Origin of the sequence: Pseudomonas sp. MYb327, from assembly GCF_040438925.1 — a bacterium.
Classification (GTDB): Bacteria; Pseudomonadota; Gammaproteobacteria; order Pseudomonadales; family Pseudomonadaceae; genus Aquipseudomonas.
On record NZ_CP159258.1, the window covers coordinates 5,454,461 to 5,480,286 of the forward strand.

General features: G+C 59.9%; 24 protein-coding genes. 18 read left to right on the forward strand and 6 right to left on the reverse strand.

Annotated features, from left to right (window positions below):
* Window positions 1-480 (forward strand): DUF523 domain-containing protein, encoded by a 480-nt coding sequence (locus ABVN21_RS24635; protein ID WP_339552659.1) that lies wholly within the window; start codon window positions 1-3, stop codon window positions 478-480.
* 110 nt (window positions 481-590) lie between these two features.
* On the opposite strand, the gene ABVN21_RS24640 is transcribed toward ABVN21_RS24635, so the two are convergent.
* A complete protein-coding gene (locus tag ABVN21_RS24640; protein WP_339552660.1) occupies window positions 591-1,178 on the reverse strand; it encodes a transporter substrate-binding domain-containing protein in 588 nt (195 codons plus the stop codon).
* Window positions 1,179-1,312: 134 nt separating this feature from the next.
* On the opposite strand from ABVN21_RS24640, the gene ABVN21_RS24645 reads away from it, so the two are divergent.
* Complete coding sequence (locus tag ABVN21_RS24645; RefSeq protein WP_034147605.1) at window positions 1,313-1,738, forward strand: DUF4399 domain-containing protein; 426 nt, start codon at window positions 1,313-1,315, stop codon at window positions 1,736-1,738.
* Between the two features lie 48 nt (window positions 1,739-1,786).
* On the opposite strand, the gene serA is transcribed toward ABVN21_RS24645, so the two are convergent.
* Window positions 1,787-3,016, reverse strand: coding sequence for a phosphoglycerate dehydrogenase (gene serA, locus ABVN21_RS24650; protein WP_060543974.1), 1,230 nt, complete (start codon window positions 3,014-3,016; stop codon window positions 1,787-1,789).
* A gap of 204 nt (window positions 3,017-3,220) precedes the next feature.
* Here serA and ABVN21_RS24655 point away from each other — a divergent pair, with 204 nt between their 5' ends.
* The 4 genes from ABVN21_RS24655 (at window position 3,221) to ABVN21_RS24670 (ending at window position 7,532) form a co-directional block, all read left to right on the forward strand.
* Entirely contained in the window at window positions 3,221-4,615 is a 1,395-nt protein-coding gene (locus tag ABVN21_RS24655; RefSeq protein ID WP_339552661.1) for an FAD-binding oxidoreductase, read from the forward strand.
* Between the two features lie 37 nt (window positions 4,616-4,652).
* Window positions 4,653-5,318 carry a fumarylacetoacetate hydrolase family protein gene (locus ABVN21_RS24660; protein ID WP_339552662.1) on the forward strand — a complete coding sequence of 222 codons (666 nt, stop codon included), beginning with the start codon at window positions 4,653-4,655 and terminating at the stop codon, window positions 5,316-5,318.
* A gap of 248 nt (window positions 5,319-5,566) precedes the next feature.
* Window positions 5,567-6,496, forward strand: coding sequence for an SdiA-regulated domain-containing protein (locus tag ABVN21_RS24665; protein WP_339552663.1), 930 nt, complete (start codon window positions 5,567-5,569; stop codon window positions 6,494-6,496).
* Window positions 6,497-6,614: 118 nt separating this feature from the next.
* Window positions 6,615-7,532, forward strand: coding sequence for an SdiA-regulated domain-containing protein (locus tag ABVN21_RS24670; RefSeq protein ID WP_339552664.1), 918 nt, complete (start codon window positions 6,615-6,617; stop codon window positions 7,530-7,532).
* Window positions 7,533-7,654: 122 nt separating this feature from the next.
* On the opposite strand, the gene rpiA is transcribed toward ABVN21_RS24670, so the two are convergent.
* Window positions 7,655-8,329, reverse strand: a complete 675-nt coding sequence (gene rpiA / locus ABVN21_RS24675) for a ribose-5-phosphate isomerase RpiA (RefSeq protein ID WP_095196321.1) — start codon at window positions 8,327-8,329, stop codon at window positions 7,655-7,657.
* Between the two features lie 145 nt (window positions 8,330-8,474).
* Between rpiA and ilvA the strand changes: the two genes are divergently transcribed.
* A complete protein-coding gene (ilvA, locus tag ABVN21_RS24680; RefSeq protein WP_339552665.1) occupies window positions 8,475-9,989 on the forward strand; it encodes a threonine ammonia-lyase, biosynthetic in 1,515 nt (504 codons plus the stop codon).
* A gap of 39 nt (window positions 9,990-10,028) precedes the next feature.
* Complete coding sequence (locus ABVN21_RS24685; RefSeq protein ID WP_339552666.1) at window positions 10,029-10,454, forward strand: DUF2269 domain-containing protein; 426 nt, start codon at window positions 10,029-10,031, stop codon at window positions 10,452-10,454.
* A gap of 110 nt (window positions 10,455-10,564) precedes the next feature.
* Here ABVN21_RS24685 and ABVN21_RS24690 read toward each other — a convergent pair whose 3' ends face one another.
* On the reverse strand, window positions 10,565-11,221 hold the full coding sequence (locus tag ABVN21_RS24690; RefSeq protein WP_339552667.1) for an HAD family hydrolase: 657 nt from the start codon (window positions 11,219-11,221) through the stop codon (window positions 10,565-10,567).
* 143 nt (window positions 11,222-11,364) lie between these two features.
* On the opposite strand from ABVN21_RS24690, the gene ABVN21_RS24695 reads away from it, so the two are divergent.
* A complete protein-coding gene (locus tag ABVN21_RS24695) occupies window positions 11,365-11,844 on the forward strand; it encodes an RNA pyrophosphohydrolase (protein WP_007897732.1) in 480 nt (159 codons plus the stop codon).
* Between the two features lie 22 nt (window positions 11,845-11,866).
* Window positions 11,867-14,146: a phosphoenolpyruvate--protein phosphotransferase gene (gene ptsP / locus ABVN21_RS24700; RefSeq protein ID WP_339552668.1), complete on the forward strand. Its 2,280-nt coding sequence runs from the start codon at window positions 11,867-11,869 to the stop codon at window positions 14,144-14,146.
* Between the two features lie 127 nt (window positions 14,147-14,273).
* On the opposite strand, the gene ABVN21_RS24705 is transcribed toward ptsP, so the two are convergent.
* Window positions 14,274-15,020, reverse strand: a complete 747-nt coding sequence (locus tag ABVN21_RS24705; RefSeq protein ID WP_339552669.1) for an NRDE family protein — start codon at window positions 15,018-15,020, stop codon at window positions 14,274-14,276.
* 132 nt (window positions 15,021-15,152) lie between these two features.
* Here ABVN21_RS24705 and ABVN21_RS24710 point away from each other — a divergent pair, with 132 nt between their 5' ends.
* The 3 genes from ABVN21_RS24710 (at window position 15,153) to ABVN21_RS24720 (ending at window position 17,844) form a co-directional block, all read left to right on the forward strand.
* Window positions 15,153-15,935: a sulfite exporter TauE/SafE family protein gene (locus ABVN21_RS24710; protein ID WP_339552670.1), complete on the forward strand. Its 783-nt coding sequence runs from the start codon at window positions 15,153-15,155 to the stop codon at window positions 15,933-15,935.
* A 76-nt stretch (window positions 15,936-16,011) separates the two neighbouring features.
* Entirely contained in the window at window positions 16,012-16,824 is an 813-nt protein-coding gene (lgt, locus tag ABVN21_RS24715) for a prolipoprotein diacylglyceryl transferase (protein WP_339552671.1), read from the forward strand.
* 48 nt (window positions 16,825-16,872) lie between these two features.
* Window positions 16,873-17,844 carry a thymidylate synthase gene (locus ABVN21_RS24720; RefSeq protein ID WP_339552672.1) on the forward strand — a complete coding sequence of 324 codons (972 nt, stop codon included), beginning with the start codon at window positions 16,873-16,875 and terminating at the stop codon, window positions 17,842-17,844.
* Window positions 17,845-17,936: 92 nt separating this feature from the next.
* On the opposite strand, the gene cadR is transcribed toward ABVN21_RS24720, so the two are convergent.
* Window positions 17,937-18,386, reverse strand: a complete 450-nt coding sequence (cadR, locus tag ABVN21_RS24725; protein WP_110747874.1) for a Cd(II)/Pb(II)-responsive transcriptional regulator — start codon at window positions 18,384-18,386, stop codon at window positions 17,937-17,939.
* Between the two features lie 85 nt (window positions 18,387-18,471).
* Between cadR and ABVN21_RS24730 the strand changes: the two genes are divergently transcribed.
* From ABVN21_RS24730 to ABVN21_RS24750, 5 genes are all read left to right on the forward strand, one after another.
* Window positions 18,472-20,733, forward strand: coding sequence for a heavy metal translocating P-type ATPase (locus ABVN21_RS24730; protein ID WP_339552673.1), 2,262 nt, complete (start codon window positions 18,472-18,474; stop codon window positions 20,731-20,733).
* A 16-nt stretch (window positions 20,734-20,749) separates the two neighbouring features.
* Complete coding sequence (locus ABVN21_RS24735; RefSeq protein WP_339552690.1) at window positions 20,750-21,613, forward strand: LysR family transcriptional regulator; 864 nt, start codon at window positions 20,750-20,752, stop codon at window positions 21,611-21,613.
* A 221-nt stretch (window positions 21,614-21,834) separates the two neighbouring features.
* Window positions 21,835-22,911 (forward strand): putative 2-aminoethylphosphonate ABC transporter ATP-binding protein, encoded by a 1,077-nt coding sequence (locus tag ABVN21_RS24740; RefSeq protein WP_339552674.1) that lies wholly within the window; start codon window positions 21,835-21,837, stop codon window positions 22,909-22,911.
* Window positions 22,911-24,635, forward strand: coding sequence for a putative 2-aminoethylphosphonate ABC transporter permease subunit (locus ABVN21_RS24745; RefSeq protein ID WP_339552675.1), 1,725 nt, complete (start codon window positions 22,911-22,913; stop codon window positions 24,633-24,635). Before ABVN21_RS24740 ends, ABVN21_RS24745 begins: the two co-directional genes overlap by 1 nt.
* A gap of 39 nt (window positions 24,636-24,674) precedes the next feature.
* Entirely contained in the window at window positions 24,675-25,700 is a 1,026-nt protein-coding gene (locus tag ABVN21_RS24750) for a putative 2-aminoethylphosphonate ABC transporter substrate-binding protein (protein ID WP_339552676.1), read from the forward strand.
* The last annotated feature ends 126 nt before the right edge of the window (window positions 25,701-25,826 follow it).

Below are 25,826 nucleotides of genomic sequence, written 5' to 3' on the forward strand. Positions count from 1 at the left end.
ATGCAGAAAATTCTGGTTAGCCGCTGCCTGCTCGGCCACCGCGTGCGTTACGACGGCGGGGCCAGCGGGCCGTTCGATCAGCTTCAGGTCTGGATTGATGAAGGCCGGGTGGTGCCGTTGTGCCCGGAAGTTGCCGGTGGCTTGCCGACACCAAGGGCGGCTGCGGAGATTCCCGGCGGGCAGGGCGGTGAAGTGCTCGATGGTCAGGCTTCGGTGATTACGACCGACGGCGAAGACGTCAGTGCGCAGTTTCTTTCAGGGGCTTACCAGGCGCTGGAACTGGTGCGACAGCATGGCATCCGCATCGCCATCCTCAAGGCCAACAGCCCGTCATGCGGTAATTTGCAGACCTATGACGGCACCTTCAGTGGTGTGAAAGTCAGCGGCGAAGGGGTGACAGCGGCGTTGCTCAAGCGCCATGGCGTGTTGGTGTTCAGTGAGCTGGAGTTGACTGAAGCCGCCGCCGCCCTACAGATCTGACCCCCTGTAGGAGCTGGCTTGCCAGCGATAGCGGTCTGACAGTCAACGCAGATGTTGAATGTGACGGCCTCATCGCTGGCAAGCCAGCTCCTACAATTGACGCGGTGATTTCAAGGTTTCGGTTGAGAGCCCGAGTCCGCGCCAAACCACTTCTGCGCCAACGCCCCCAACCGACCATCCGCCTTGATCCTCTGCAGCGCGTTTTCCAGGCTGGCATGAAACGCCGGGTTGCCTTTCTGAAACGGGATCGCCAGGTTCTCGGGCGCGATGGCTTTCGGCTTCTCCTCTGACAAAGACTGCACCAACAGCATTGAGCGTGGCTCTTCTTCTTTTTGTGCGATCAAGTGCGAATTGGTTTGAATATACGGCTCGCTGAAGTCGAAACGTTCCTTGAGCGCCGCGGTCTCTGCTATGTGATTGATGGCGATGTCGTACTTGCCGCTTTCGACGCCGGTCAACAGATCGCTGCCGTCAGTGACGACAAAGTCGGCCCGCACATCCAGTTCCTGGGCGAGCATTTGACCCAATTCAACTTCGAAGCCTTCAAGTTTGTCGTCTTTCTTGAAGTTGAAGGGCGGTGTATTAGCCTCAATGGCAATGCGCAATTCGCCGCGGTCGTTCACGTCGTCAATCAGTTCGGCATGAGCCAACGGGCTCAGAAGGGGTAGCAAACAGATCAGGCCAGGCAGAAAACGCATGGTCACTCCTTGAATTCATTATCGCGACGCTCTGGATCAGGCTCGCTTTGCTATGGTTGTCGAGTGCCTTCGACAACGATTGACCATGAAGTTGTCATGGTCACGCGGATTTTACGGAAAAACTGGAGAAGAGAATGAAAACCTTTATGTCACGTGCTGCTTTTGCTGGCCTGCTGATGGGCGTTTCGGTACTGGCCAGTGCGGCTACACCGGCCCCGAAAGGTGCAGAAGTGCACATCGTTTCTCCCGCGGACGGTGCGACGGTCCCACAAACAGTCGTGGTCAAGTTCGCTGTCAAGGACATTGCGCTGGCGCCAGCGGGTGATGTCACCAAGAACACCGGCCACCATCACTTGCTGATCGACGTCGACGAACTGCCGGCGGCCGGCCAGCCGATTCCGAACGATGCCAACCATTTGCACTTCGGCAAGGCGCAGACCCAGGCTGAAGTAAAGCTCACCCCGGGCAAGCACACCCTTCAGCTCGAACTGGGCGATAGCGGCCACATGCCGTTCGATCCGCCGATCGTCTCCGAGAAAATCACCGTCAATGTGAAATAAAAAAAGGGAGCCCCGAGGGGCTCCCTTTTTTACTGCTGCAAGCTGCTCTTAGAACAACACGCGGCTACGGATAGTACCGTTTACGTGTTGCAGCTTCTCTTGCGCCAGTTCCGAGTATTCGGCGTCTACGTCAATAACCACGTAGCCGACTTTCTCGTTGGTCTGCAGGAACTGACCGGAAATGTTGATGCCGTTTTCGGCGAAGACCTTGTTGATCTCGCTCATCACACCCGGAATGTTTTCGTGGATGTGCAACAGGCGGTGCTTGCCAGGGTGAGCCGGCAGGGCCACTTCCGGGAAGTTCACGGACGATACCGAGGTACCGTTGTCGCTGTACTTGACTAGTTTCTCGGCCACTTCCAGACCGATGTTGGCTTGCGCCTCGGCCGTGGAACCACCGATGTGCGGGGTCAGGATCACGTTGTCCAGGCCACGCAGCGGGCTCTCGAACTCTTCGTCGTTGGAGCGCGGCTCCACCGGGAATACGTCGATGGCTGCGCCGATCAGGTGCTTGTCCTTGATCGCGGCGGCCAGGTGGTCCAGCTCGACCACGGTGCCGCGTGCGGCGTTGATCAGGATGCCGCCCTTCTTGATGGCGCGGATTTCCTTCTCGCCGATCATCCACTGGGTCGCAGCGGTTTCCGGAACGTGCAGGGTCACGATGTCGGACATACCCAACAGCTCGTGCAGGTTGCCGACCTGGGTGGCGTTACCCAGTGGCAGCTTGGTCACGGTGTCGTAGAAGTACACCTGCATGCCCAGGCCTTCAGCCAGGACCGACAGTTGAGTACCGATCGAACCGTAGCCGACGATGCCCAGCTTCTTGCCGCGGATTTCGAAGGAGTTGGCCGCGCTCTTGATCCAGCCGCCACGGTGGCAGGAAGCGTTCTTCTCAGGGATACCGCGCAGCAGCAGGATCGCTTCGGCCAGTACCAGCTCGGCAACGGAGCGAGTGTTGGAGTACGGGGCGTTGAACACGGCGATACCGCGCTCGCGGGCCGCACCCAGGTCGACCTGGTTGGTGCCGATGCAGAAACACCCGACAGCGACCAGTTTCTTCGCGTGATCGAAGATCTCTTCGGTCAGTTGAGTGCGCGAGCGAATGCCGATGAAGTGAGCATCAGCGATCTTTTCCTTGAGCTGGGCTTCCGGCAGAGAACCAGTGAGGTACTCGATGCTGGTGTAGCCCGCCGCCTTGAGGACGTCGACAGCCGATTGGTGGACGCCTTCGAGAAGAAGGAACTTGATCTTGCTCTTATCGAGAGAAGTCTTGCTCATCTGCGTAAACCTGTATCCCGGAGAAAAATGGCAGGAAGTGGTCAACAGACGCTGACCCCGACGGCAAGAAAGCCGTCGCCGCAGAACAGCCGTTGGGCACTATGCTGCGGGGTCGTTATGCTAGCATATGCACCCCGCTAAACACTCATTCCTGCGACGTGAAGCGTTCTCAGGATGACCATGAATTGTTCGAGAGTTCTGTCGATGACCAATCCTGCCCTGATTGAAGAGCTGAAGACCCTGGTTGAGCCTGGCAAGGTGCTGACCGATGCCGACTCCCTGAATGCTTACGGTAAGGATTGGACCAAGCATTTCGCCCCGGCCCCGACCGCCATCGTGTTCCCCAAGACTACCGAGCAGGTCCAGGCCATTGTCGTGTGGGCCAATAAACACAAGGTGGCGCTGGTGCCATCCGGCGGTCGCACCGGTCTTTCCGCCGCGGCCGTGGCCGCCAATGGCGAAGTGGTCGTGTCCTTCGACTACATGAACCAGATCCTCGACGTGAACCTCACCGACCGCACCGCCGTTTGTCAGCCGGGGGTGGTCACCAAGCAATTGCAGAACGTCGCCGAAGAAAAAGGCCTGTACTACCCGGTGGACTTCGCTTCGTCCGGTTCGAGCCAGATTGGCGGCAATATCGGCACCAATGCCGGCGGGATCAAGGTCATTCGCTACGGCATGACCCGTAACTGGGTTGCCGGCATGAAAGTCGTCACCGGCAAGGGCGACGTACTGGAACTGAACCGCGACCTGATCAAGAACGCCACCGGCTACGACATGCGTCAGTTGTTCATCGGCGCCGAAGGCACCCTCGGTTTTGTCGTTGAAGCAACCATGCGCCTCGACCGCGCACCGAAAAACCTCACTGCCATGGTGCTCGGTACGGCCGATTTCGACTCGATCATGCCGGTACTGCACGCTTTCCAGAGCAAGCTCGACCTGACTGCCTTCGAATTTTTCTCCGACAAAGCCCTGGCCAAGGTCATGGGGCGCGGCGACGTGCCGGCGCCGTTCGAATCCGACTGCCCGTTCTACGCGCTGCTGGAATTCGAAGCGACCACCGAAGAAGTGGCCAACCACGCCCTGGAAACCTTCGAGCACTGCGTCGAGCAGGGTTGGGTCTTGGACGGCGTGATGAGCCAGAGCGAAACCCAGTTGCAGAACCTGTGGAAGCTGCGCGAGTACATCTCCGAGACCATTTCCCACTGGACGCCGTACAAAAACGACATTTCGGTCACCGTGTCGAAAGTGCCGGCATTCCTGAAGGAAATCGATGCGATCGTCGGCGAACACTATCCGGATTTCGAAATCGTCTGGTTCGGCCACATCGGCGACGGCAACCTGCACTTGAACATCCTCAAGCCGGATAACCTGAGCAAGGACGAGTTCTTCGCCAAGTGCGCCACCGTCAACAAGTGGGTGTTCGAAACCGTCGAGAAGTACAACGGTTCGATTTCCGCTGAACACGGCGTGGGCATGACCAAGCGTGATTACTTGACCTACAGCCGCTCGCCGGTTGAGATCGAGTACATGAAAGCCGTCAAAGCGGTCTTCGACCCGAACGGCATCATGAACCCGGGCAAGATTTTCGCTGTTTGATTTCGAACTTTAAGAGCCAACGAAGCAGGAGTCGGTAATGAGCTATCAGCACCAGTATGTCGACGGTACGCGCATTCACTTCCCGCTGGGGAAAGTCGTGTGCATCGGCCGTAACTACGCCGAACACGCCAAGGAACTGGACAATCCGGTGCCTACCGAGCCGCTGCTGTTCATCAAGCCGGGCAGTTGTGTGGTGCCGCTGGAAGGTGGTTTCAGCATTCCAACCGAGCGCGGCTCGGTGCATTACGAAGCGGAAATCGCGGTACTGATCGGCAAACCTTTGTCGACCAAGCCGAGCCGTGAAGAAGTGCTGGACGCCATCTCCGGTTTCGCCCCGGCCCTGGACCTGACCCTGCGCGACAAGCAGGCCGAGCTGAAATCCAAAGGACTGCCCTGGGAAATCGCCAAGTCCTTCGACGGTGCGGCGGTGATTGCTCCGTTCGTGTCCGGCAGCACTTTTGCTGACCTGACCGACATCGGCATTCGCCTGACCATCAACGGCGAAGTGCGCCAGGATGGTAACAGCAGCGTCATGCTCAACCCGATCGTGCCGATGATCCAGCACATGGCTGGCTGCTTCTCGTTGCAGGCCGGTGACGTGATTCTCACCGGTACGCCAGTCGGCGTTGGCCCGCTGAACGTTGGTGATGAGATCGTCCTGGAACTGCCTGGCGCCAGCAGCTTCACCAGCAGCGTCCGCTGATTTCCCGCAAGACCTGTAGGAGCTGGCTTGCCAGCGATGATGCCATCACATTCAACACTTCTGTTGGCTGATGCACGCTATCGCTGGCAAGCCAGCTCCTACAGGGTTGTTTTTTCGCCCGTGCAGGGCAATCCCGCCATTTCCCGTTTTTTTCACATCGTGTCTGGATAATTCCTGGGCTTTCGGCGTCTGAGCCGGTCCCATTTGTGCTATTACCCCTAGCCTGAATTTCTGGAACGCATTCCCTGATGGTCACTCCACCGCTCTCCACGCTTAAACCTGGCCGTCGCTCGCGTTTCGCCTTGCGTTGGTACACCTGGCTATTTCTGGCGGTCGCCGCTGCGTACGGTCTCGCGTTTGCCATGCATTGGGATGACCGTGGCGTGCTCTGGGTCAAGGAGCGTTTCGAAAGCCCTGCCGAGCGTCAGGAGAGTGTCTGGTTGCCGGATTACCAAGTGGTGATCGACGCCAAGCCGTTAACAGGAATGGAAAAAGACGAAGCGTCGGACATTGCCTACGACCCTCAGACCAAGACCCTGTTTTCGGTCATGGGCAAAAATCCGTTCCTGGCGGAGTTGTCTTTGCAAGGCGATGTGTTGCGCAAAATGCCGCTGGTGGGCTGGAGCAATCCGGAAGGGGTGACCGTGCTGGGTAACGGTTTGCTGGCGATTGTCGATGAGCGCGAGCACTTTCTCTCGATCGTCAAAGTCGATGCCGATACCCGTGAGCTGAATATCGCCAACTTCCCTAAATACGATCTCGGCCCGTCGAAAGACCAGAACAAAGCTTTCGAAGCGATCACCTACGATCCACGCAACCAGCGCCTGCTGCTGGGTGAAGAGCGTCCACCTGCGCTGTTCACCTGGAAAAGTGACGGCAGCCAAACGCTAACCGGCGACAAGCAAAAACTTGCCAGCGACGAGCTGGATATCCGCAACCTCTCAGCCTTGGCCATCGATCCCCGGACCGGGCACACCCTGGTGTTGTCCGCCGACTCGCACCTGTTGCTGGAGCTGGACGAAAATGGCGAGCAGGTCAGTTTCATGGCCCTGCTCGGTGGCTTGAATGGCCTGAAAAAGACCATCCCCCGCGCCGAAGGCGTGACCATGGATGAAAACGGTACGTTGTTCTTCGTGAGTGAGCCGAACCTGTTTTACCGTTTCGAAAAACAGAAATAATCGTCGTCAGTTGTAGGTGATTTGGCCATTGGTTGTAGGGACAGGCGAATGGCCATTAAGCTTCAATTCAGACAGGCGTGATATTTCATCCGCCTGTTTTGATTCCGAGCCTGCCCGAATGCGTCGACTTGCCCGTCCCAAACCCCTGATGCTCATCTTTGCGGTGATTGCCTTGATCGTGTTGATCGCGATCGGCCAATACTTGCGTCTGTTCGAGCGAGCCTGGTTCAACCTGCATACACTTTGGCAGCCGATGAGCACTCAGTCCATTGGCCTGGACCAGTATCAGGTCACCGTGGAGGCTCAAGTTATCGAAGGTCTGGATGACGATGTTTCAGCGCTGACCTACGACCCGGTCCGCAAAAGCCTGTTCACCGTCACCAATCAAAATTCCGAGCTGATCGAACTGTCCCTCGACGGCAAGATCTTGCGCCGAATCGCCCTGGTCGGTTTCGGCGATCCTGAAGCTGTTGAATTCATCAGTGCCGACACCTACGTCATCACGGATGAACGCCAGCAGCGCCTGATCAAGATTCATCTTGAGCATGACACCACGTTCCTCGATGCGGCGGATGCTGAACAGATGACGCTCGGTGTGCACATGAGTGGCAATAAGGGTTTTGAGGGATTGGCTTACGACTCGGTGGGCAAGCGCCTGTTCGTCGCCAAGGAGCGCGACCCGATGTTGATCTACGAAGTGCACGGTTTTCCGCATTTCAATCCGGAAAAATCCTACGCGGTCCACGTGATCAACAACCCCAAGCGTGATGCCGGGATGTTCGTCCGTGATCTGTCGAGCCTGCAATACGACGAACGTAGCGGCCATTTGATGGCGCTGTCCGACGAATCGCGGTTGATCCTGGAGCTGGATGTAGACGGGCGACCGTTGAGTACCATGTCGCTGAACAAGGGGCGGCAAGGATTGCAAAAGACCGTGCCGCAAGCGGAAGGCATCGCCATGGATGACGATGGAACGATGTACCTGGTGAGCGAGCCGAATCTGTTTTACGTCTTCAAAAAACCATCACAACCCTAAGTCAGAAACATGACCTGTAGGCGCTGGCTTGCCAGCGATGAGGCCATCACATTCAACATCTTCGATGGATGGAACGCCGCTATCGCTGGCAAGCCAGCTCCTACAAGGGTTACGCGTGTTTCTTACTCGGCGCGCAGGGTCTTCACGCCTTCACTGGTCCCCAGCAACAACAAATCCGCCGGACGTGCCGCGAACAAACCATTGGTGACCACGCCGACGATCGCATTGATCTGCGTCTCCAGCTCCACCGGGTTGGTGATCTGCAGGTTGAACACGTCGAGGATGATGTTGCCGTTGTCGGTCAGTACACCTTCGCGGTAGACCGGGTCGCCGCCGAGCTTCACCAGTTGGCGAGCCACGTGGCTGCGGGCCATCGGGATCACTTCCACCGGCAGCGGGAATGCACCGAGGACCGGCACCAGTTTGCTGGCGTCGGCGATGCAGATGAAGGTCTTGGCTACGGCCGCAACAATCTTCTCGCGGGTCAAGGCTGCGCCGCCGCCCTTGATCAGGTTCAGGTGCTCGTCACTTTCATCGGCGCCATCGACGTAGAACTCCAGGTCGCTGACGGTATTCAGTTCGTACACCGGAATGCCGTGGCCCTTGAGACGCGCGGCGGTGGCTTCGGAGCTGGCGACCGCGCCATCGAACGCACCCTTGTGCTGCGCCAGGGCGTCGATGAAGCAGTTGGCGGTGGAGCCGGTGCCGACACCGACGATGCTCTTGTCGTCGAGTTTCGGGAGGATGAAGTCGACGGCGGCCTGAGCCACTGCCTGTTTGAGTTGATCCTGGGTCATGCGGGCTCCGAGGTGCCGAAGAGGGAACGAAAGGCCGGCATTATAGCCCCATGTCGGGCTAAAACCTCTGTAATCGTGTGGTCGTCCGGACAAAAGCCGGGTTAGACTCCGTGGTCCTGCCCAACTCGCTCAGTGATGTTTTCCGATGCTTGAACAGTACGTCAAAAAGATCCTCACCTCGCGCGTTTATGACGTTGCCGTAGAAACCCCATTGCAGACCGCCCGCCAGCTCTCCGAGCGGCTGGGCAACGAGATCTGGCTCAAGCGCGAAGACTTGCAGCCGGTGTTCTCGTTCAAGATTCGCGGCGCTTATAACAAGCTCACGCAGCTGAGCGATGAAGAGCGCGCTCGCGGCGTGGTCACCGCGTCGGCGGGCAACCATGCGCAAGGCCTGGCCCTGGCGGCCAAGGTGTTGGGCGTGAAAGCGACCATCGTCATGCCCAAGACCACGCCGGAAATCAAAGTCGAAGGCGTGCGTTCGCGCGGTGGCAAAGTGGTGCTGCACGGCGATTCGTTCCCGGAAGCCCTGGCCTACTCGCTGAAACTGGTCGACGAAAAAGGCTACGTTTACATTCACCCCTATGACGATCCCCACACCATTGCCGGGCAGGGCACGGTGGCCATGGAGATTCTGCGTCAGCACCCGGGGCGTCTGGACGCGATTTTCGTCCCGGTCGGCGGCGGCGGGCTGATCGCCGGCATCGCGGCGTACGTCAAATACCTGCGCCCGGACATCAAGATCATCGGCGTCGAGCCAGACGACTCCAACTGCCTGCAAGTCGCCATGGCCGCGGGTGAGCGCGTGGTGCTGCCGACCGTGGGCATTTTCGCCGACGGCGTCGCCGTGGCGCAGATCGGTCAGCACACCTTCGACATCTGCAAGGATTATGTCGACGAAGTGATCACGGTCAGCACCGATGAGATCTGCGCGGCGATCAAGGACATCTACGACGATACCCGTTCGATCACTGAGCCGGCCGGCGCCCTGGGTGTGGCCGGGATCAAGAAGTACGTCGAGCAGCGCGGCGTCACTGGCCACACCTTCGTAGCCATCGACTCCGGCGCCAACGTCAATTTCGACCGCCTGCGCCACGTAGCCGAGCGCGCTGAGCTGGGCGAGGGCCGTGAAGCCATCATCGCCGTGACCATCCCCGAAAAACCGGGCAGCTTCAAGGCGTTCTGCGAAGCCATCGGCAAGCGCCAGATCACCGAATTCAACTACCGCTACAACACCGGCAGCGAAGCGCACATCTTCGTTGGCGTGCAGACGCACCCGGAAACCGACCCACGCAGTGCATTGATTGCCAGCCTCGGCGAGCAAGGTTTCCCGGTCGTCGACCTGACCGACAACGAACTGGCCAAGTTGCACATTCGCCACATGGTCGGTGGCCGCGCGGCGCATGTGGTCGATGAAGTGATCCTGCGCTTCGAATTCCCGGAACGTCCGGGCGCATTGTTCAACTTCCTCAATAAGCTCGGCGGCCGCTGGAACATCTCGATGTTCCACTACCGCAACCATGGCGCGGCGGATGGTCGAGTGGTTGCGGGCCTGCAAGTGCCCCGCGATGAACGTCATCTGGTGCCCGCCGCGCTGGAAGAAATCGGTTACCCGTACTGGGACGAAAGCGACAACCCGGCGTATCAGCTGTTTCTTGGCTGAACGGCTACGCTGGTGAGCAAGGCATAAGGAAATCGAACCATGGAAACGTTAACGGCCCTGAAAGCGGCGCATATGGTGGCCACGGTGGTGCTGCTGGTGAGTGCGCTGGGTCTGGGGATCTGGGTTTGGCGGACGCGGCGTAACGGTGATGCGACGGCGGGAAGCCGCACCCTGCAACGGCCGCGTGTATTCGTCTGGCTATTGATGGGGCTGGCGCTGTTGAGCATGCCGTTTACGGGCTGGGCGATGGTGCATCTGGTGGGCTGGCCGCTGGGGCAGACCTGGTTGCTGGCGTCGAGCGTGCTGTACGCCGTGGCGGCGTTGGCGTGGTTCTGGTTATTGGTGCGGCTGAACAAATTGCGCAAGGTGCCGGGTGGGGTGGGGAAATTCAGCTTGGCCTTGGCGGTGTTCAGTTTTGTGTGTTTTGTGGCGATTGCGGGGTTGATGGGGGCCAAGCCTGTTTAGACCGCAGTGCTTCAATCGCTGGCAAGCCAGCTCCTACAGGATCTTCAGTGAATACATAATTTGTGGACGCTCGAAAACCTGTAGGAGCCGGCTTGCTGGCGATGGCGTAATCAGTCGCGCAGACTGATCACCGGCCATCCACGCTTATCTGCTTCGGCCCGCAAATTCGGATCCGGATCGACGGCCACCGGATTCGCCACCTGCTCCAGCAGCGGCAGATCATTCATCGAGTCGCTATAGAAGTAACTGTCTTCCAGCGAAAACCCGGTTTCTTCCAGCCAACGATTCAACCTTGTGACCTTGCCTTCGCGGAAGCACGGCACATCCGTGCTGCGCCCGGTATAGCGGCCGTCCTGCATTTCGCATTCGGTGGCAATCAGCGTTTCGACGCCCAGGCGCACGGCAATCGGCCCGGTCACGAAGCGGTTGGTGGCGGTGATAATCACCAGTTTGTCGCCGGCGTCGCGATGCTTGGCCAGCAGTTCAATCGCTTTCGGCAACATGATCGGCTCGATGCAGTCGCGCATGTAGTCGCTGTGCCACTGGTCCAGCGTGGCCATTTCGGTGCGGCCGAGGACTTCCAGGCAGAAGTTCAGGTAGGCGGCGTTATCCAGCTTGCCGGCCAGGTAGTCCTGGTAGAACTCGTCGTTGCGTGTCTTATAGGCGACGGCATCGAGGAAGCCGCGCTCACAAAGGTAATCGCCCCAGGCGTGGTCGCTGTCGCCGCCCAGAAGCGTGTTGTCCAAGTCGAATAAAGCCAGCCGCATTGCAGTTACTCGCTGAAAAGTCTGTAGAAAGGCGTCCAGAATACGGACTTTTCACAAGAGTGCACATAAGGTAGGCCGGCGCGTTGCTGCCTTCACAACCTTTGTGGAACAATGCGGCGACATGCGTTTGCGAGGTTGTTGCCGTGATCGACCCCGATGGTTTCCGTCCTAATGTCGGGATCATTCTCACGAATGATGCCGGACAGGTGCTATGGGCTCGCCGTATCAATCAAGATGCCTGGCAGTTTCCTCAAGGCGGGATCAACCCCCAGGAGACGCCGGAAGACGCCTTGTACCGCGAGTTGAACGAAGAAGTGGGTCTGGAGCGCGAAGATGTTGAAATTCTCGCCTGCACCCGGGGCTGGTTGCGCTATCGTTTGCCGCAACGTCTGGTCAGGACGCATAGCCAACCGCTGTGTATCGGCCAGAAACAGAAATGGTTTCTCCTGCGCCTGATCTCCAACGAGCAGCGGGTGCGGATGGATTTGACCGGTAAACCGGAATTCGATGGCTGGCGCTGGGTCAGCTATTGGTATCCGTTGGGCCAGGTGGTGACATTCAAGCGCGAGGTGTATCGACGCGCTCTCAAAGAGCTTGCCCCGCGCCTTTTAGCGCGCGACTGACGACGGAGTTCGACCCCGAGCCATGCTCAATACGCTGCGCAAGATCGTCCAGGAAGTTAACTCCGCCAAGGATCTCAAGGCGGCGTTGGGGATTATTGTGTTGCGCGTCAAAGAGGCCATGGGCAGCCAGGTCTGCTCGGTCTACCTGCTTGATCCCGAGACCAACCGTTTCGTGCTGATGGCCACCGAGGGCTTGAACAAGCGCTCGATCGGCAAGGTCAGCATGGCCCCCAATGAAGGTCTGGTCGGCCTGGTCGGCACGCGTGAAGAACCCCTGAACCTCGAAAACGCGGCGGATCACCCGCGCTACCGCTACTTCGCCGAGACCGGTGAAGAGCGCTACGCCTCGTTCCTCGGGGCGCCGATCATTCACCACCGTCGCGTCGTCGGCGTGTTGGTCATTCAGCAAAAAGAACGTCGCCAGTTTGATGAAGGTGAAGAAGCCTTCCTCGTGACCATGAGCGCGCAGCTCGCCGGCGTTATCGCCCACGCCGAAGCCACCGGTTCGATCCGTGGCCTGGGACGTCAGGGCAAAGGCATACAGGAAGCCAAGTTTGTCGGTGTGCCGGGCTCGCCGGGTGCAGCGGTCGGTACCGCGGTGGTCATGCTGCCACCGGCCGATCTGGACGTGGTGCCGGACAAGACCATCACCGACATTGATGCCGAACTCGGGCTGTTCAAGACCGCCATCGAGGGCGTGCGCGCCGACATGCGCGCATTGTCCACCAAGCTTGCCTCGCAACTGCGCCCCGAAGAGCGCGCCTTGTTCGACGTCTACCTGATGATGCTCGACGACGCCGCGCTGGGCAGCGAAGTGACCACCGTGATCAAGACCGGGCAGTGGGCCCAGGGCGCATTGCGTCAGGTGGTCACTGATCACGTCAACCGTTTCGAATTGATGGACGACGCCTACCTGCGGGAGCGCGCTTCGGACGTCAAGGACCTCGGCCGCCGTTTGCTCGCCTATTTGCAGGAAGAACGCCAACAAACCCTGGTCTATCCCGACAACACCATTCTGATCAGCGAAGAACTGACGCCGGCGATGCTCGGCGAGGTGCCGGAAGGCAAGCTGGTCGGTCTGGTTTCGGTACTGGGCTCGGGCAACTCCCACGTGGCGATCCTGGCGCGTGCCATGGGCATCCCGACGGTGATGGGCCTGGTCGACCTGCCGTATTCCAAGGTCGACGGCATCCAGATGATCGTCGACGGCTACCACGGCGAGGTCTACACCAACCCGAGTGAGGTCCTGCGCAAGCAGTTCGCCGAGGTCGTCGAAGAAGAGAAACAACTGGCCCTTGGGCTCGATGCGCTGCGCGATCTGCCGTGCATCACGGTCGATGGCCATCGCATGCCGCTGTGGGTCAACACCGGTCTGCTGGCGGACGTGGCGCGGGCACAGAAACGTGGTGCCGAAGGCGTCGGTCTGTACCGCACCGAAGTGCCGTTCATGATCAACCAGCGCTTTCCGAGTGAAAAGGAACAACTGGCGATCTACCGCGAGCAACTGGCCGCGTTCCACCCGCAACCCGTGACCATGCGCACCCTGGACATCGGCGGCGACAAGTCACTGTCGTACTTTCCGATCAAGGAAGACAACCCGTTCCTCGGCTGGCGCGGCATTCGCGTTACCCTCGATCACCCGGAAATCTTCCTGGTGCAGACCCGCGCCATGCTCAAGGCCAGCGAAGGCTTGAACAACCTGCGCATTCTGCTGCCGATGATCTCCGGCACCCATGAACTGGAAGAAGCGCTGCACCTGATCCATCGTGCCTGGGGCGAAGTACGCGACGAAGGCTGCGACGTACCGATGCCACCGATTGGCGTGATGATCGAGATTCCGGCGGCGGTTTATCAAACCAAGGAACTGGCGCGGCAGGTGGACTTCCTCTCGGTCGGTTCCAATGACCTGACTCAGTATCTGCTGGCCGTGGATCGGAACAACCCACGGGTCGCCGACCTCTATGACTACCTGCACCCGGCGGTGCTGCAAGCGCTGCAAAATGTGGTGCGCGATGCCCATGCCGAAGGCAAACCAGTGAGCATCTGCGGCGAAATGGCCGGTGACCCGGCGGCGGCGGTGTTGTTGATGGCGATGGGCTTCGACAGCCTGTCGATGAACGCCACCAACTTGCCGAAAGTGAAGTGGATGCTGCGCCAGATCAACCTGAGCAAGGCCAAGGAATTGCTGGCCGAGCTGATGACCATCGACAACCCGCAAGTGATTCACAGCTCGCTGCAATTGGCGCTGAAAAATCTTGGGTTGTCGCGGATGATCAATCCGGCGGCGATCAAGCCTCTCTAAAACGCTGAAGGCCCCATCGCTGGCAAGAAAGCTCCTACAGAATTGATGCGTTCACGTATTTTGCGAGCGCCACGAAACCTGTAGGCGCCGGCTTGCCAGCGATGGCGTCCTCAAACGCGCCGAACATCTAAACCCTGACCTCAACTTCCCCAAGATGCCCGCCATACGGCCCGAAACTCCGTTCGAGCAAATGTCGCGAGCCATCCGCCTGCACGATCAACGCCGTACTCGCGCGAGTCCCGTAGCTCTGGCTGGCAATAAACACACTCGACAGCAACGTTTCGGTCGCCAGCCCCACGCCGGTGTCCGGCAATTCGGCGAACGGTGCGGTCTGTGGATCGTTCAGCAAGGCCAATAGCGCCTGAGGTTGCGGATCGTCCAGCACCTCGCTCAACGCGGCCCGTGCCTTTAGCAGTTTCGGCCACGGCGTATCCAGGCCGGCGTTCGACAGCCCGTAAACCCCTGGCGGCAACATCACCGCTTCCGATTCCCGCGCGTTGAAATGCCACAGCTCGTTGTTGTTGCCGATCAGCAGGTTGAATCCGCCATATTCGGGCGAACGGGCGACAACGTCGTCTAAATAGTCGTCAATTGGCATGTCTTTGCTGAGAAAGCCCGCCACCAACTCACCGCGAGACCGACGCCCGGGCGGCTGATGCGGATCGCGGATATTGGTCAGCGCGGCGAAGCGGCCGTTGGCGCCAACACCGAGCCAGGTACCGCCGGCCTCGAGGTCGCGGCCGGCGTAGACCTGCGGCGCTTCGGACCATTGCGCCAGCGGCAGGCTGGGCCGGGCATAGAATTCGTCGCGGTTGGCCGCGACGATCAGCGGTTGGGCGTGACCCGGTCGCCAGGCAAAAACAATCAGGCACATAAGGCAGTCCTTCGGTGTTTTTTGCCCACTCTACGCAGTCATCGTGCGGGTATCCATCGCCATCCAGTGGAGCGCAAGGCCATGCATCCGTTACCATGCCGCTCCGGTTTTGGGGTTGGGTGGGGAAACAGCATGGAATTTCTGCTCTATCTGGCGCTTGGCGCTTGTGCCGGGGTGCTGGCCGGCCTGTTTGGCGTGGGCGGCGGGATCATTATTGTCCCGGTGCTGGTGTTCAGTTTTACCCTTCAGGGTTTCGATGCGTCGATCCTGACCCACCTGGCCGTCGGCACGTCCCTGGCCACGATCATCTTCACTTCGGTCAACGCTGTGCGCGAGCATCACCGACGTGGCGCCGTGCGCTGGCCGATCTTCGTCTGGATGACCGTTGGCATTCTGATGGGGGCCGGTTTCGGCGCACTGACTGCAGAAGCGATCTCCGGGCCGAACCTGCAGAAGATCATCGGCGTGTTCGCCCTGGTCATCGCCGCGCAACTGGCGCTGGACGTCAAGCCCAAGGCCAGCCGGACGGTGCCGGGTAAAGTCGGTCTGACCCTGGCCGGCAGTGTGATTGGCTGGGCCTCGGCGATTTTCGGGATTGGCGGCGGTTCGTTGACCGTGCCGTTCCTGACCTGGCGTAGCGTGCCGATGCAGCAAGCGGTGGCGACATCATCGGCTTGCGGCCTGCCGATCGCTTTGGCAAGTGCATTAAGTTTCATGATTCTGGGCTGGCACGATCCGTTGTTGCCGGCCCATAGTCTCGGTTTTATCTATTTGCCGGCGCTGCTGGGCATTGCCCTGACCAGCATGGTCTTCGCCCGCCTCGGTGCGCGACTGGCCCACAGGCTGTCGCCGAAGTTGCTGAAAAGACTGTTTGCCGCTTTGCTGTTCTGCGTCGGCCTGAGTTTTCTGCTCTGACGTATAGCGCAATCCTGGCTTAATCCTGAGGTGGCAGCGTCGCCCGGGAATTGATTTGAACTCATGAGGAGTCGCAATGCTGCCTTACCCGCAGATCGACCCGGTGGCCCTGGCCATCGGTCCGCTGAAAATCCACTGGTACGGCCTGATGTACCTGATCGGCATCGGCGGCGCCTGGCTGCTGGCGTCCCGCCGGTTGAACCGCTTCGACCCGACCTGGAGCAAGGAGAAACTCTCCGACATGGTGTTCTGGATGTCGATGGGGGTAATCGTCGGAGGCCGTTTAGGGTATGTGTTGTTTTACGATCTGCACGCTTACCTCGCCAATCCGACACTGATTTTCGAAGTGTGGAAGGGCGGCATGTCGTTCCATGGTGGCTTCATCGGCGTAATGCTGGCGGCCCTGTGGTTCGGCAAGAAGAACAACAAGTCGTTCTTCCAGCTGATGGACTTCGTTGCCCCGATGGTGCCGATTGGTCTGGGCGCGGGGCGCATTGGCAACTTCATCAATGCCGAGTTGTGGGGCAAGGCGACCGACGTTCCGTGGGCGATGGTTTTCCCGCCGTTCAGCGATCCGGCGCAGTTGCCGCGTCACCCGTCGCAGCTGTATCAGTTCGCCCTCGAAGGCGTCGCGCTGTTCCTGATTCTCTGGCTGTTCTCGCGCAAGCCGCGGCCAACCATGGCGGTCTCGGGGATGTTCGCGCTGTTCTACGGCATCTTCCGTTTCATCGTCGAATTCGTCCGCGTACCGGACGCGCAACTGGGCTATCTGGCCTGGAACTGGCTGACCATGGGTCAGGTGCTCTGTGTACCGATGATCGTCGGCGGGCTGTTCCTGATCTGGCTGGCGTATCACCGCGCCCCGGCGACTCCAGCGGCCGCCGTATAAATTCGAATCCCGCAGCCACGGCTGCGGGTTCAAGGACACAGGTAACTCATGAAGCAATATCTCGAACTGGTCGCCCACGTCATCAAGAACGGCACCAAACAGGCCAACCGCACCGGCGTGAATACCATCAGCTTCCCCGGCGCGATGCTGCGTTATGACCTGAAGGAAGGTTTCCCGGCGATCACCACCCGCAAGATGGCCTTTAAATCCGCCATCGGCGAGATGTGTGGTTTTCTGCGTGGGGTGAACAACGCTGCCGAATTCCGAGCGCTGGGCTGCAAGGTCTGGGATCAGAACGCCAACGAAAACGCCCAGTGGCTGGCCAACCCGTTCCGTCAGGGCGAGGACGACCTCGGCGAGATCTATGGCGTGCAATGGCGCAAATGGCCGGCGTACAAGCAGATCCCGGTCAGCAACCCGGCTGCAATCGAGCAAACCCTGAGTCAGGGCTATCGCCAGATCGCTGAAGGCGAAGAAAACGGCCAGGCCTACGTGGTGTTGTACAAAGCCATCGACCAGGTTCGCCAGTGCGTGGACACCATCATCAAGGACCCTGGCAGCCGTCGCATCCTGTTCCACGGCTGGAACGTCGCCCAACTCGATGAAATGGCTCTGCCGCCGTGCCACCTGCTGTACCAGTTCCACCCGAATGTCGAGACCAGGGAGATTTCCCTGACTCTCTACATCCGCTCCAACGATCTGGGTTTGGGCACGCCGTTCAACCTCACCGAAGGCGCCGCGCTGCTGAGCCTGATTGGTCGCCTGACCGGCTACACGCCGCGCTGGTTCACCTATTTCATCGGCGACGCCCACGTCTACGAAAACCACCTGGATATGCTGAATGAGCAGCTCAAGCGCGAGCCGTTCCCGATGCCGAAACTGGTGATCAGCGATCGTGTGCCGGCGTTTGCCGAGACGGGTGTGTATCAGCCGGAGTGGCTGGAGTTGGTAGAGCCGAGCGATTTTTCGCTTGAGGGTTATCAACACCACGCACCCATGACCGCGCCGATGGCGGTCTGAGACTGGCACCGCTTCGCGGTGATCGCTGGCAAGCCAGCTCCTACGGGTTCAAACCGAATCTGTAGGAGCTGGCTTGCCAGCGATTGGCGTACTCAATGCCCATGACTTCTCCCGACATGGGAGTGCTCCACCTCCGTCGCCACAACCCCGCCACTGACTTCCAACCGCTGCAAAATCCCGCATTGATCGACATCCGGCCCTTCGCCACAGCGTTGGCGCAGGTCGAGCAGTTGTGCCTGCAACGCCAGCAATCCATCGATCCGTGCCTTGACGTGGTGGATGTGCTCATCGATCAACGCATTCACGCTCTCGCATTGATCCTGCGGGCTGTCGCGAAACGCCAGCAGGCTGCGGATTTCTTCGAGGGTCATGTCGAGGGTGCGGCAGTTGCGGATGAACGTCAGGCGCTCGGCGTGGGCCTGGGTGTAGACACGGTAGTTGCCGTCGCTGCGTGCCGGCTCCGGCAGCAGGTTTTCGCGCTCGTAGTAGCGAATGGTCTCCACGGCGCAGTCGGTGAGTTTGGCCAGTTCTCCAATCTTCATGACGGCAATCTCCAAATGGGTGCTTGACCCTATAGTGGCTACAGGGTCTTTACTTGGCAACAGGCACCTTCAAGGACGCGACCCGATGAGCGATTCCCTACATATTCACAAACCCGATGCTGATCACGATCACGGCCATAAGCTGCAGCCTGTGCAGAAGCATGAGCATGGCAGCCACGGGGATTCCTGCTGTTCCGCGAAAGTGGCGGCGCCATCGCTGATCAAATTGAGCGAAACGCCGACCGAAGGCGCGCGGCTGAGCAGTTTCCGCATTGAGGCCATGGACTGCCCGACCGAGCAAACGCTGATCCAGAACAAGCTCGGCAAGCTGACGGGCGTGCAGCAGCTGGAATTCAACCTGATCAACCGCGTACTAGGTGTGACCCACGACCTGCCCAGCACTGCGCCAATTATCGACGCGATCAAATCCCTCGGCATGCAGGCCGAGCCACTGGAGCAGGGCGTTGAAACGCCCGCCTCGGCGCCGGAGAAAAAACACTGGTGGCCGTTGGCGTTGTCCGGCGTCGGTGCTCTGCTGGCCGAGGTCATCCACTTCACCGGCACCGCACCAAACTGGGTGGTGGCGGTCATCGCGCTGATCTCGATCCTCAGCGGTGGCCTCGGTACGTACAAGAAGGGCTGGATCGCCCTGAAGAACCTCAATCTGAACATCAACGCCTTGATGAGCATCGCAGTCACCGGCGCGATCCTGATCGGGCAGTGGCCGGAAGCGGCGATGGTGATGTTCCTGTTTACCGTGGCCGAATTGATCGAAGCCAAATCCCTGGACCGGGCGCGCAACGCCATCAGCGGCCTAATGCAGATGGCGCCGGAGCAGGCTACGGTGTTACAGGCCGATGGCAGCTGGATGGCGCAAGACGTCAAGACCATCGATCTCGGCGCGCGGGTGCGGGTACGGCCCGGCGAACGCATCGGTCTGGACGGCGAAGTCGTGTCGGGCAGTTCAACCATCGATCAGGCACCGATCACCGGTGAAAGCCTGCCAGTGGAGAAGAGCATCGGCGACAAGGTGTTCGCGGGCACGATCAACCAGGCCGGCTCCCTGGAATATGCCGTAACGGCGGTGGCAAATAATTCGACGCTGGCGCGGATCATCCACGCCGTTGAACAGGCCCAAGGCGCGCGGGCGCCGACCCAGCGATTCGTCGACCATTTTTCGAAAATCTATACCCCGGCAGTGTTCATCCTCGCCCTTGCGGTGGCGGTGATTCCACCGCTGTTCATGGGCGCGTTGTGGTTCGACTGGATCTATCGAGCACTGGTGTTGCTGGTGGTCGCATGTCCGTGTGCACTGGTGATTTCCACGCCCGTGACCATCGTCAGCGGCCTCGCTGCAGCGGCGCGCAAAGGCATCCTGGTGAAGGGCGGCGTTTATCTGGAGGGCGGTTACAAGCTCGATTACCTGGCGCTGGATAAAACCGGAACGATCACCCATGGCAAACCGGTGCAGACCGATTACCTGTCACTTGATCCCGCTACCGAAGCAACGGCTCCGGCGATTGCTGCCGCACTGGCCGCCCGCTCGGATCACCCGGTATCGCTGGCCATCGCCAATGCGGCTGTGGATAAACAACACGCGTCGCTGATTGTGGATAACTTCGAGGCGCTGGGCGGGCGCGGGGTGCGCGGTGTGATCGACGGCCAGACCTATCACTTGGGCAACCATCGTCTGGTGGAAGAGCTGAACCTCTGCTCGCCGGAATTGGAGGAAAAGCTCTTCGCCCTGGAAAAACAGGGTAAATCCGTGGTGCTGTTGCTCGACGAATCCGGCCCGTTGGCGCTGTTCGCCGTGGCCGACACGGTGAAGGAATCCAGCCGCGAAGCGATCCAGCAACTTCACGACCTGGGCATCAAAACCCTGATGCTCACCGGCGACAACGTCCACACCGCCCAGGCGATTGCCGCGCAAGTAGGTATCGATCAGGCCCAGGGTGATTTGCTGCCGACTGACAAACTGCAAGCCATCGAAGCGCTTTATGCACAGGGCCATCACGTCGGCATGGTCGGCGATGGCATCAACGACGCGCCAGCACTGGCCCGTGCCGAGATCGGCTTCGCCATGGCCGCCGCTGGCACCGATACTGCCATCGAAACCGCCGATGTCGCCTTGATGGACGACGATCTGCGCAAGATTCCAGCGTTCATTCGCCTGTCGCGCCAGACATCGAGCATCCTCAAACAGAACATCGCATTGGCATTGGTCATCAAAGCGATCTTTCTTGGGGTAACCTTCGCCGGGCTCGCTACCATGTGGATGGCGGTGTTCGCCGACATGGGCGTGAGCCTGTTGGTGGTGTTCAACGGTTTGCGCCTGTTGCGTAAATAGACGATGAGGGATGGTTGTGCTGAGTGCCGAGCTGAAGGCGTTTTACATGGTGGCCCGCCTGGGCAGCATCACCCTGGCGGCGAAGAAGCTCGGCTTGAGCCAACCCACGGTGACGACACAGATTCGCAATCTCGAAAGTCAGTACTCGGTTGAACTGTTCTACCGTGGCGGCCGCCGTCTCAGTGTCAGCGACGAAGGCGCGCGGCTGTTGCCGATGGTCAAGGCGCTGATGCAGCAGGAAGCCGACATCGAGTTTTTCCTGCGCAACAGCGGTCAGGTCCAAGGCACGTTACGCATTGCGGCCACGGCGCCGTATTACATCCTCGATCTGGTGAAGACCTTTCGCGAGCGCTTGCCGCAGGTGGAAGTGTCGGTGGAAATCGGCAACTCCCAGCAGGTGCTCGAAGCGCTGGAGGAATACCGGGTGGATGTCGCGGCGTCCTCGCAGTTGCTGGAGGATGCGCGGCTGATTCGCCGGGTGCTTGGCAGTGATCCGCTGGTGCTGGCGGTGCATCGCAATCATCCGCTGGCGGTGCACGACCATGTGCCGCTCAGCGCACTGGCCGGGCATACCTTGTTGATGCGTGAATCGGGCTCGACCACGCGGCGCATGACGGAAGAGTTGCTGGCCGGCGCCGGGGTCAGTATCGGGCCGCTGCTGGAGATCGGCAGTCGCGAGTCGATCCGCGAGGCGGTGTTGCGCAACATTGGCATCAGCCTGATCGCCCGCCAGGAAGTACCCCACGATCCGCACTTGCGGGTGCTGACCATCGAGAACGCGCCGTTGCTGCCGGAGTATTTGTATTGCCTCAAGGAGCGAAAAGGCGCGCGGTTGCCGGCGGCGTTTCTGGGGTTGGCGCAGGAAATGTCCCCGGCTTGAGATCTTATTGGCTGTTCTGGCCTTATCGCTGGCAAGCCAGCTCCTACAGGGGAGCGCGATAACCTGTAGGAGCTGGCTTGCCAGCGATGGCGTCGGTCCAGACAACAAAGCACTTGAACCAAAATCCTCGAATACCACTATCAGCCGTTTTTGCCTCACTGCCACATGACGGACGCATTACAACTCTAGGATGGCGTTCATCTGCTAGATGAGGCCTGTCCATGAACAACGCGATCGCAACTGCCCTGACCAACCCCGGCGCACCAATGAAAGTGCGCGGGGTGCAGAAACGCTTCGGCGCGTTTACCGCGCTGGACAACGTTTCCCTCGACGTGGCGGCCGGTGAGCTGGTGTGCCTGCTCGGCCCGTCGGGCTGCGGCAAAACCACCTTGCTGCGTTGCATCGCCGGTCTGGAAAAACAAGACAGCGGCGAGTTGTACCTCGGCGATCGCGACGTTTCCCACCTGGCGCCCCAGGCCCGGGACTACGGCATCCTGTTTCAGTCCTACGCGCTGTTTCCCAATCTTACTGTCGAGGCGAACATTGCCTACGGCCTCACCGGCAGCGGTCGCGATGAAGTGCGCCAGCGTGTCGGTCAGATGTTGGAATTGGTCGGCCTGAGCGGCAGTGAGAAAAAGTACCCCGGCCAGTTGTCTGGCGGTCAGCAGCAACGCATCGCACTGGCCCGCGCCTTGGCACCGGCGCCTTCGCTGTTGTTGCTGGACGAACCGATGTCGGCCCTCGATGCGCGGGTTCGCGAGCATCTGTGCACCGAATTGCGTCAACTGCAACGCAACCTCGGCGTCACCACCCTGATGGTTACACACAATCAGGATGAGGCCATGCTGATGGCCGACCGCATCGCGGTGATGAACAACGGCAAGGTCGAGCAATACGCCACGCCGCAGGAAATCTACAACCGCCCGGCCACGCCATTCGTGGCGGAGTTCGTCGGTCAGGGCAACTGGCTGCCATTCAGCCGCAACAGCGACAGTCATGCCCAGGTCGGCGGAATGAACATGCGCCTGGCGGACGGCAGCGCCAAGAACGCTTCGGGCCGTTTGTTCTGTCGCCCCGAAGCGATCAACGTCAACCCGCCGGTGCACGAAGAAAACCTGTTTCCAGCCAAGGTCCGCGAAATCACTTTCCTCGGCAACCGCTGCCGCATGAGCTTCGAACTCGACCAGTTGCCGGGCCATGCCTTGTTCGCTGAGCTGGCGCCGGAAGCCATGCCGCGTCTGGGCTCACAGCAGATCATGGTTGCCTTGCCGCCGCGCAGCCTGCAGGTGTTTGCCTGATGAGCGCGAACATCGCGCTGCCGATTCCGCACAAGCAGGTTCGGCAAGTTTCTCGTGCCGAGATCGGCGACCGGATCTTTGTGGTGGGTGGCAAAGTCCTTTTGCTGGTGTTGCTCGGCGTTGCGGTGTTGATGCCGTTGCTGGCGATTTTCTGGCGAGGTTTCAGTTCCGAGGCCGGGCAGGGTGGTGGTTGGGTCGCTGCTCGTGAGTTGGTGACCAGCGAAAATTTCCACTGGTTGTTGGGTAACAGCTTGAAGGTTTCCCTCAGCGTCGCGGCCATCGTCGTACCGCTTGCCTACCTTTTTGCTTACGCTCTGCAACGCACAATGATCCCGGGCAAGGGCATCTGGCGCGGCATCTCGTTGCTGCCACTGATGGCGCCGTCGATGTTGCCGGGGATTGCCCTGGTTTACCTGTTCGGCAACCAAGGCCTGCTACGCGGCTTGCTCTCGGACAACATCTACGGCTTCTGGGGCATTGTTCTGGGTGAGGTCATCTACACCTTCCCACACGCCTTGATGATTTTGCTGTCGGCGTTGTCCCTGGCGGATGCGCGACTGTTCGATGCCGCTTCCAGCATGGGCGCCAGTCCGGCGAAAGCCTTTCGCAGCATCACTTGGCCGGCGACCCGTCAGGCTGTTTTCGCCGCGTTCTGTTTGGTATTCACCCTGACCATCACCGATTTCGGCGTGCCCGTGGTGGTCGGTGGTGATTATCAAGTATTGGCGCTGGAAGCCTACAAAGCCGTGGTCGGCCAACAGCAATTCGGTCGCGGCGCACTGATTGGCATGGTTCTGCTGCTGCCGGCGCTGTTCAGTTTCGGTGTCGACGCCTGGTTGCGTCGACGCCACGGCGATTCCATGAGCGGTCGGGCGCAGGTGTTCAAGCCGGCGCCATCAAAGCTGCGCGACGGCTGCTACCTGGCCATCGTCCTGTTGATTTGCACCGCGCTGCTGCTGGTGTTCGGCATGGCGGTGTTCTCGTCGCTGGTGAAATTCTGGCCGTATAACCTGTCGCTGTCGCTCAACCATTACCAGTTCAACGACACCGCAGGCGGTGGCTGGCTGGCCTACGGCAATAGCGTGAAGATGGCGCTGTGCACGGCGCTGATCGGTAGCGTGCTGATTTTTACCGGCGCCTACCTGATGGAAAAAACCAAGGGCCAGCGCGGCTTGAATCTGACCCTGCGCATGCTCAGTTTCGTGCCGATGGCAGTGCCGGGCCTGGTGTTGGGGCTGGGCTACGTTTTCTTCTTCAACCTCACCGGCAACCCGCTGCACGTGCTCTACGGGAGCATGACCCTGCTGGTGGTCTGCACCATTGCTCACTATTTGACCACCGCGCAAATGACCGCCACCACTGCGCTGCGCCAGCTCGATGCCGAGTTCGAAGCCGCCGCGCTGTCGCTCAAGGCGCCGCTGTACCGCCACTACTTGCGCGTCACCGTGCCTATCTGCCTGCCGGCACTGCTGGACATCGTGCGCTACCTGTTCGTCTCGGCCATGACCACCGTCTCGGCGGCGATCTTCCTCTACAGCCCCGACACCATCCTCGCGGCGGTGGCGGTGCTGAACATGGATGACGCCGGCAACGTTGGCGGCGCGGCGGCGATGTCGACCCTGATTCTGTTCACCTCGGCGGGCGTGTCCCTGCTGCTGGCCTGGGCCTCGCGCGGTTTGCTGCGCCGCTCACAGGCCTGGTGGCAGACCGCGCCCGGTCATTGAAACCGCACAACCCCTCAACTCACAAAACAGGAAAAGATCATGTTCAAGCCTATGGCCCTGGCCGCTGCTGTCCTCACCGCTTTCAGCCTGAACGCCTTTGCGGCGAAAACCGAGTTGACGGTGTACACCGCCCTCGAAGCCGAACAACTGAAGACCTATAAAGAAGCCTTCGAAAAAGCCAACCCGGACGTCGAGATCAAATGGGTACGCGACTCCACCGGCATCATCACCGCCAAACTTCTGGCCGAAAAAGAACGCCCGCAAGCTGATGCCGTTTGGGGCCTCGCCGCTTCGAGCCTGGCGATCCTCGACCAGCAAGGCATGCTGCAAAGCTACGCGCCAAAAGACCTGGGCAAGATCGGCGGCAACTACCGCGACGCTGCCAACCCGCCAGCCTGGGTCGGCATGGACGTCTGGGCCGCGACCATTTGCTTCAACACCGTCGAAGCCGAGAAGCAGGGCCTGACCAAGCCTGTGAGCTGGCAAGACCTGACCAAGCCTGAGTACAAAGGCAAGATTGTCATGCCGAACCCGGCGTCGTCCGGCACCGGTTTCCTCGACGTCAGCGCCTGGCTGCAAACCTTCGGCGAGAAGCAGGGCTGGGCTTACATGGACGGCTTGCACCAGAACATCGGCCAGTACGTTCACTCCGGTTCCAAGCCGTGCAAACTGGCGGCGGCGGGTGAATTCCCGATTGGCATTTCCTTCGAATACCCGGCTGTACAGCTCAAACGCCAAGGCGCGCCGCTGGACATCATCCTGCCTAAGGAAGGTTTGGGTTGGGAGATCGAAGCCACTGCAGTGATCAAAGGCACGCCACACGAAGACGCGGCGAAAAAACTGGCGGACTTCTCGGCCAGCCCGGAAGCGATGGAACTGTATAAAGAGAACTTCGCCGTCCTCGCACAGCCTGGCATTGCCAAGCCACAGACCGAACTGCCGGCCGACTATGAGCAGCGTTTGATCAAGAACGACTTTGCCTGGGCGTCGAAAAATCGCGACGAGATCCTGACCGAATGGCGCAAGCGTTATGACGGCAAGTCGGAGAAAGTGGCGGCCAAGTAAGCTCTTCGTCGGCTGAAAGGGCCTCATCGCTGGCAAGCCAGCTCCTACAAGTGCGACGCGTAGGAGCTGGCTTGCCAGCGAGGGCGGTCTACAGTTCACAGCAACTTTCACTGCATCGGGAGACCT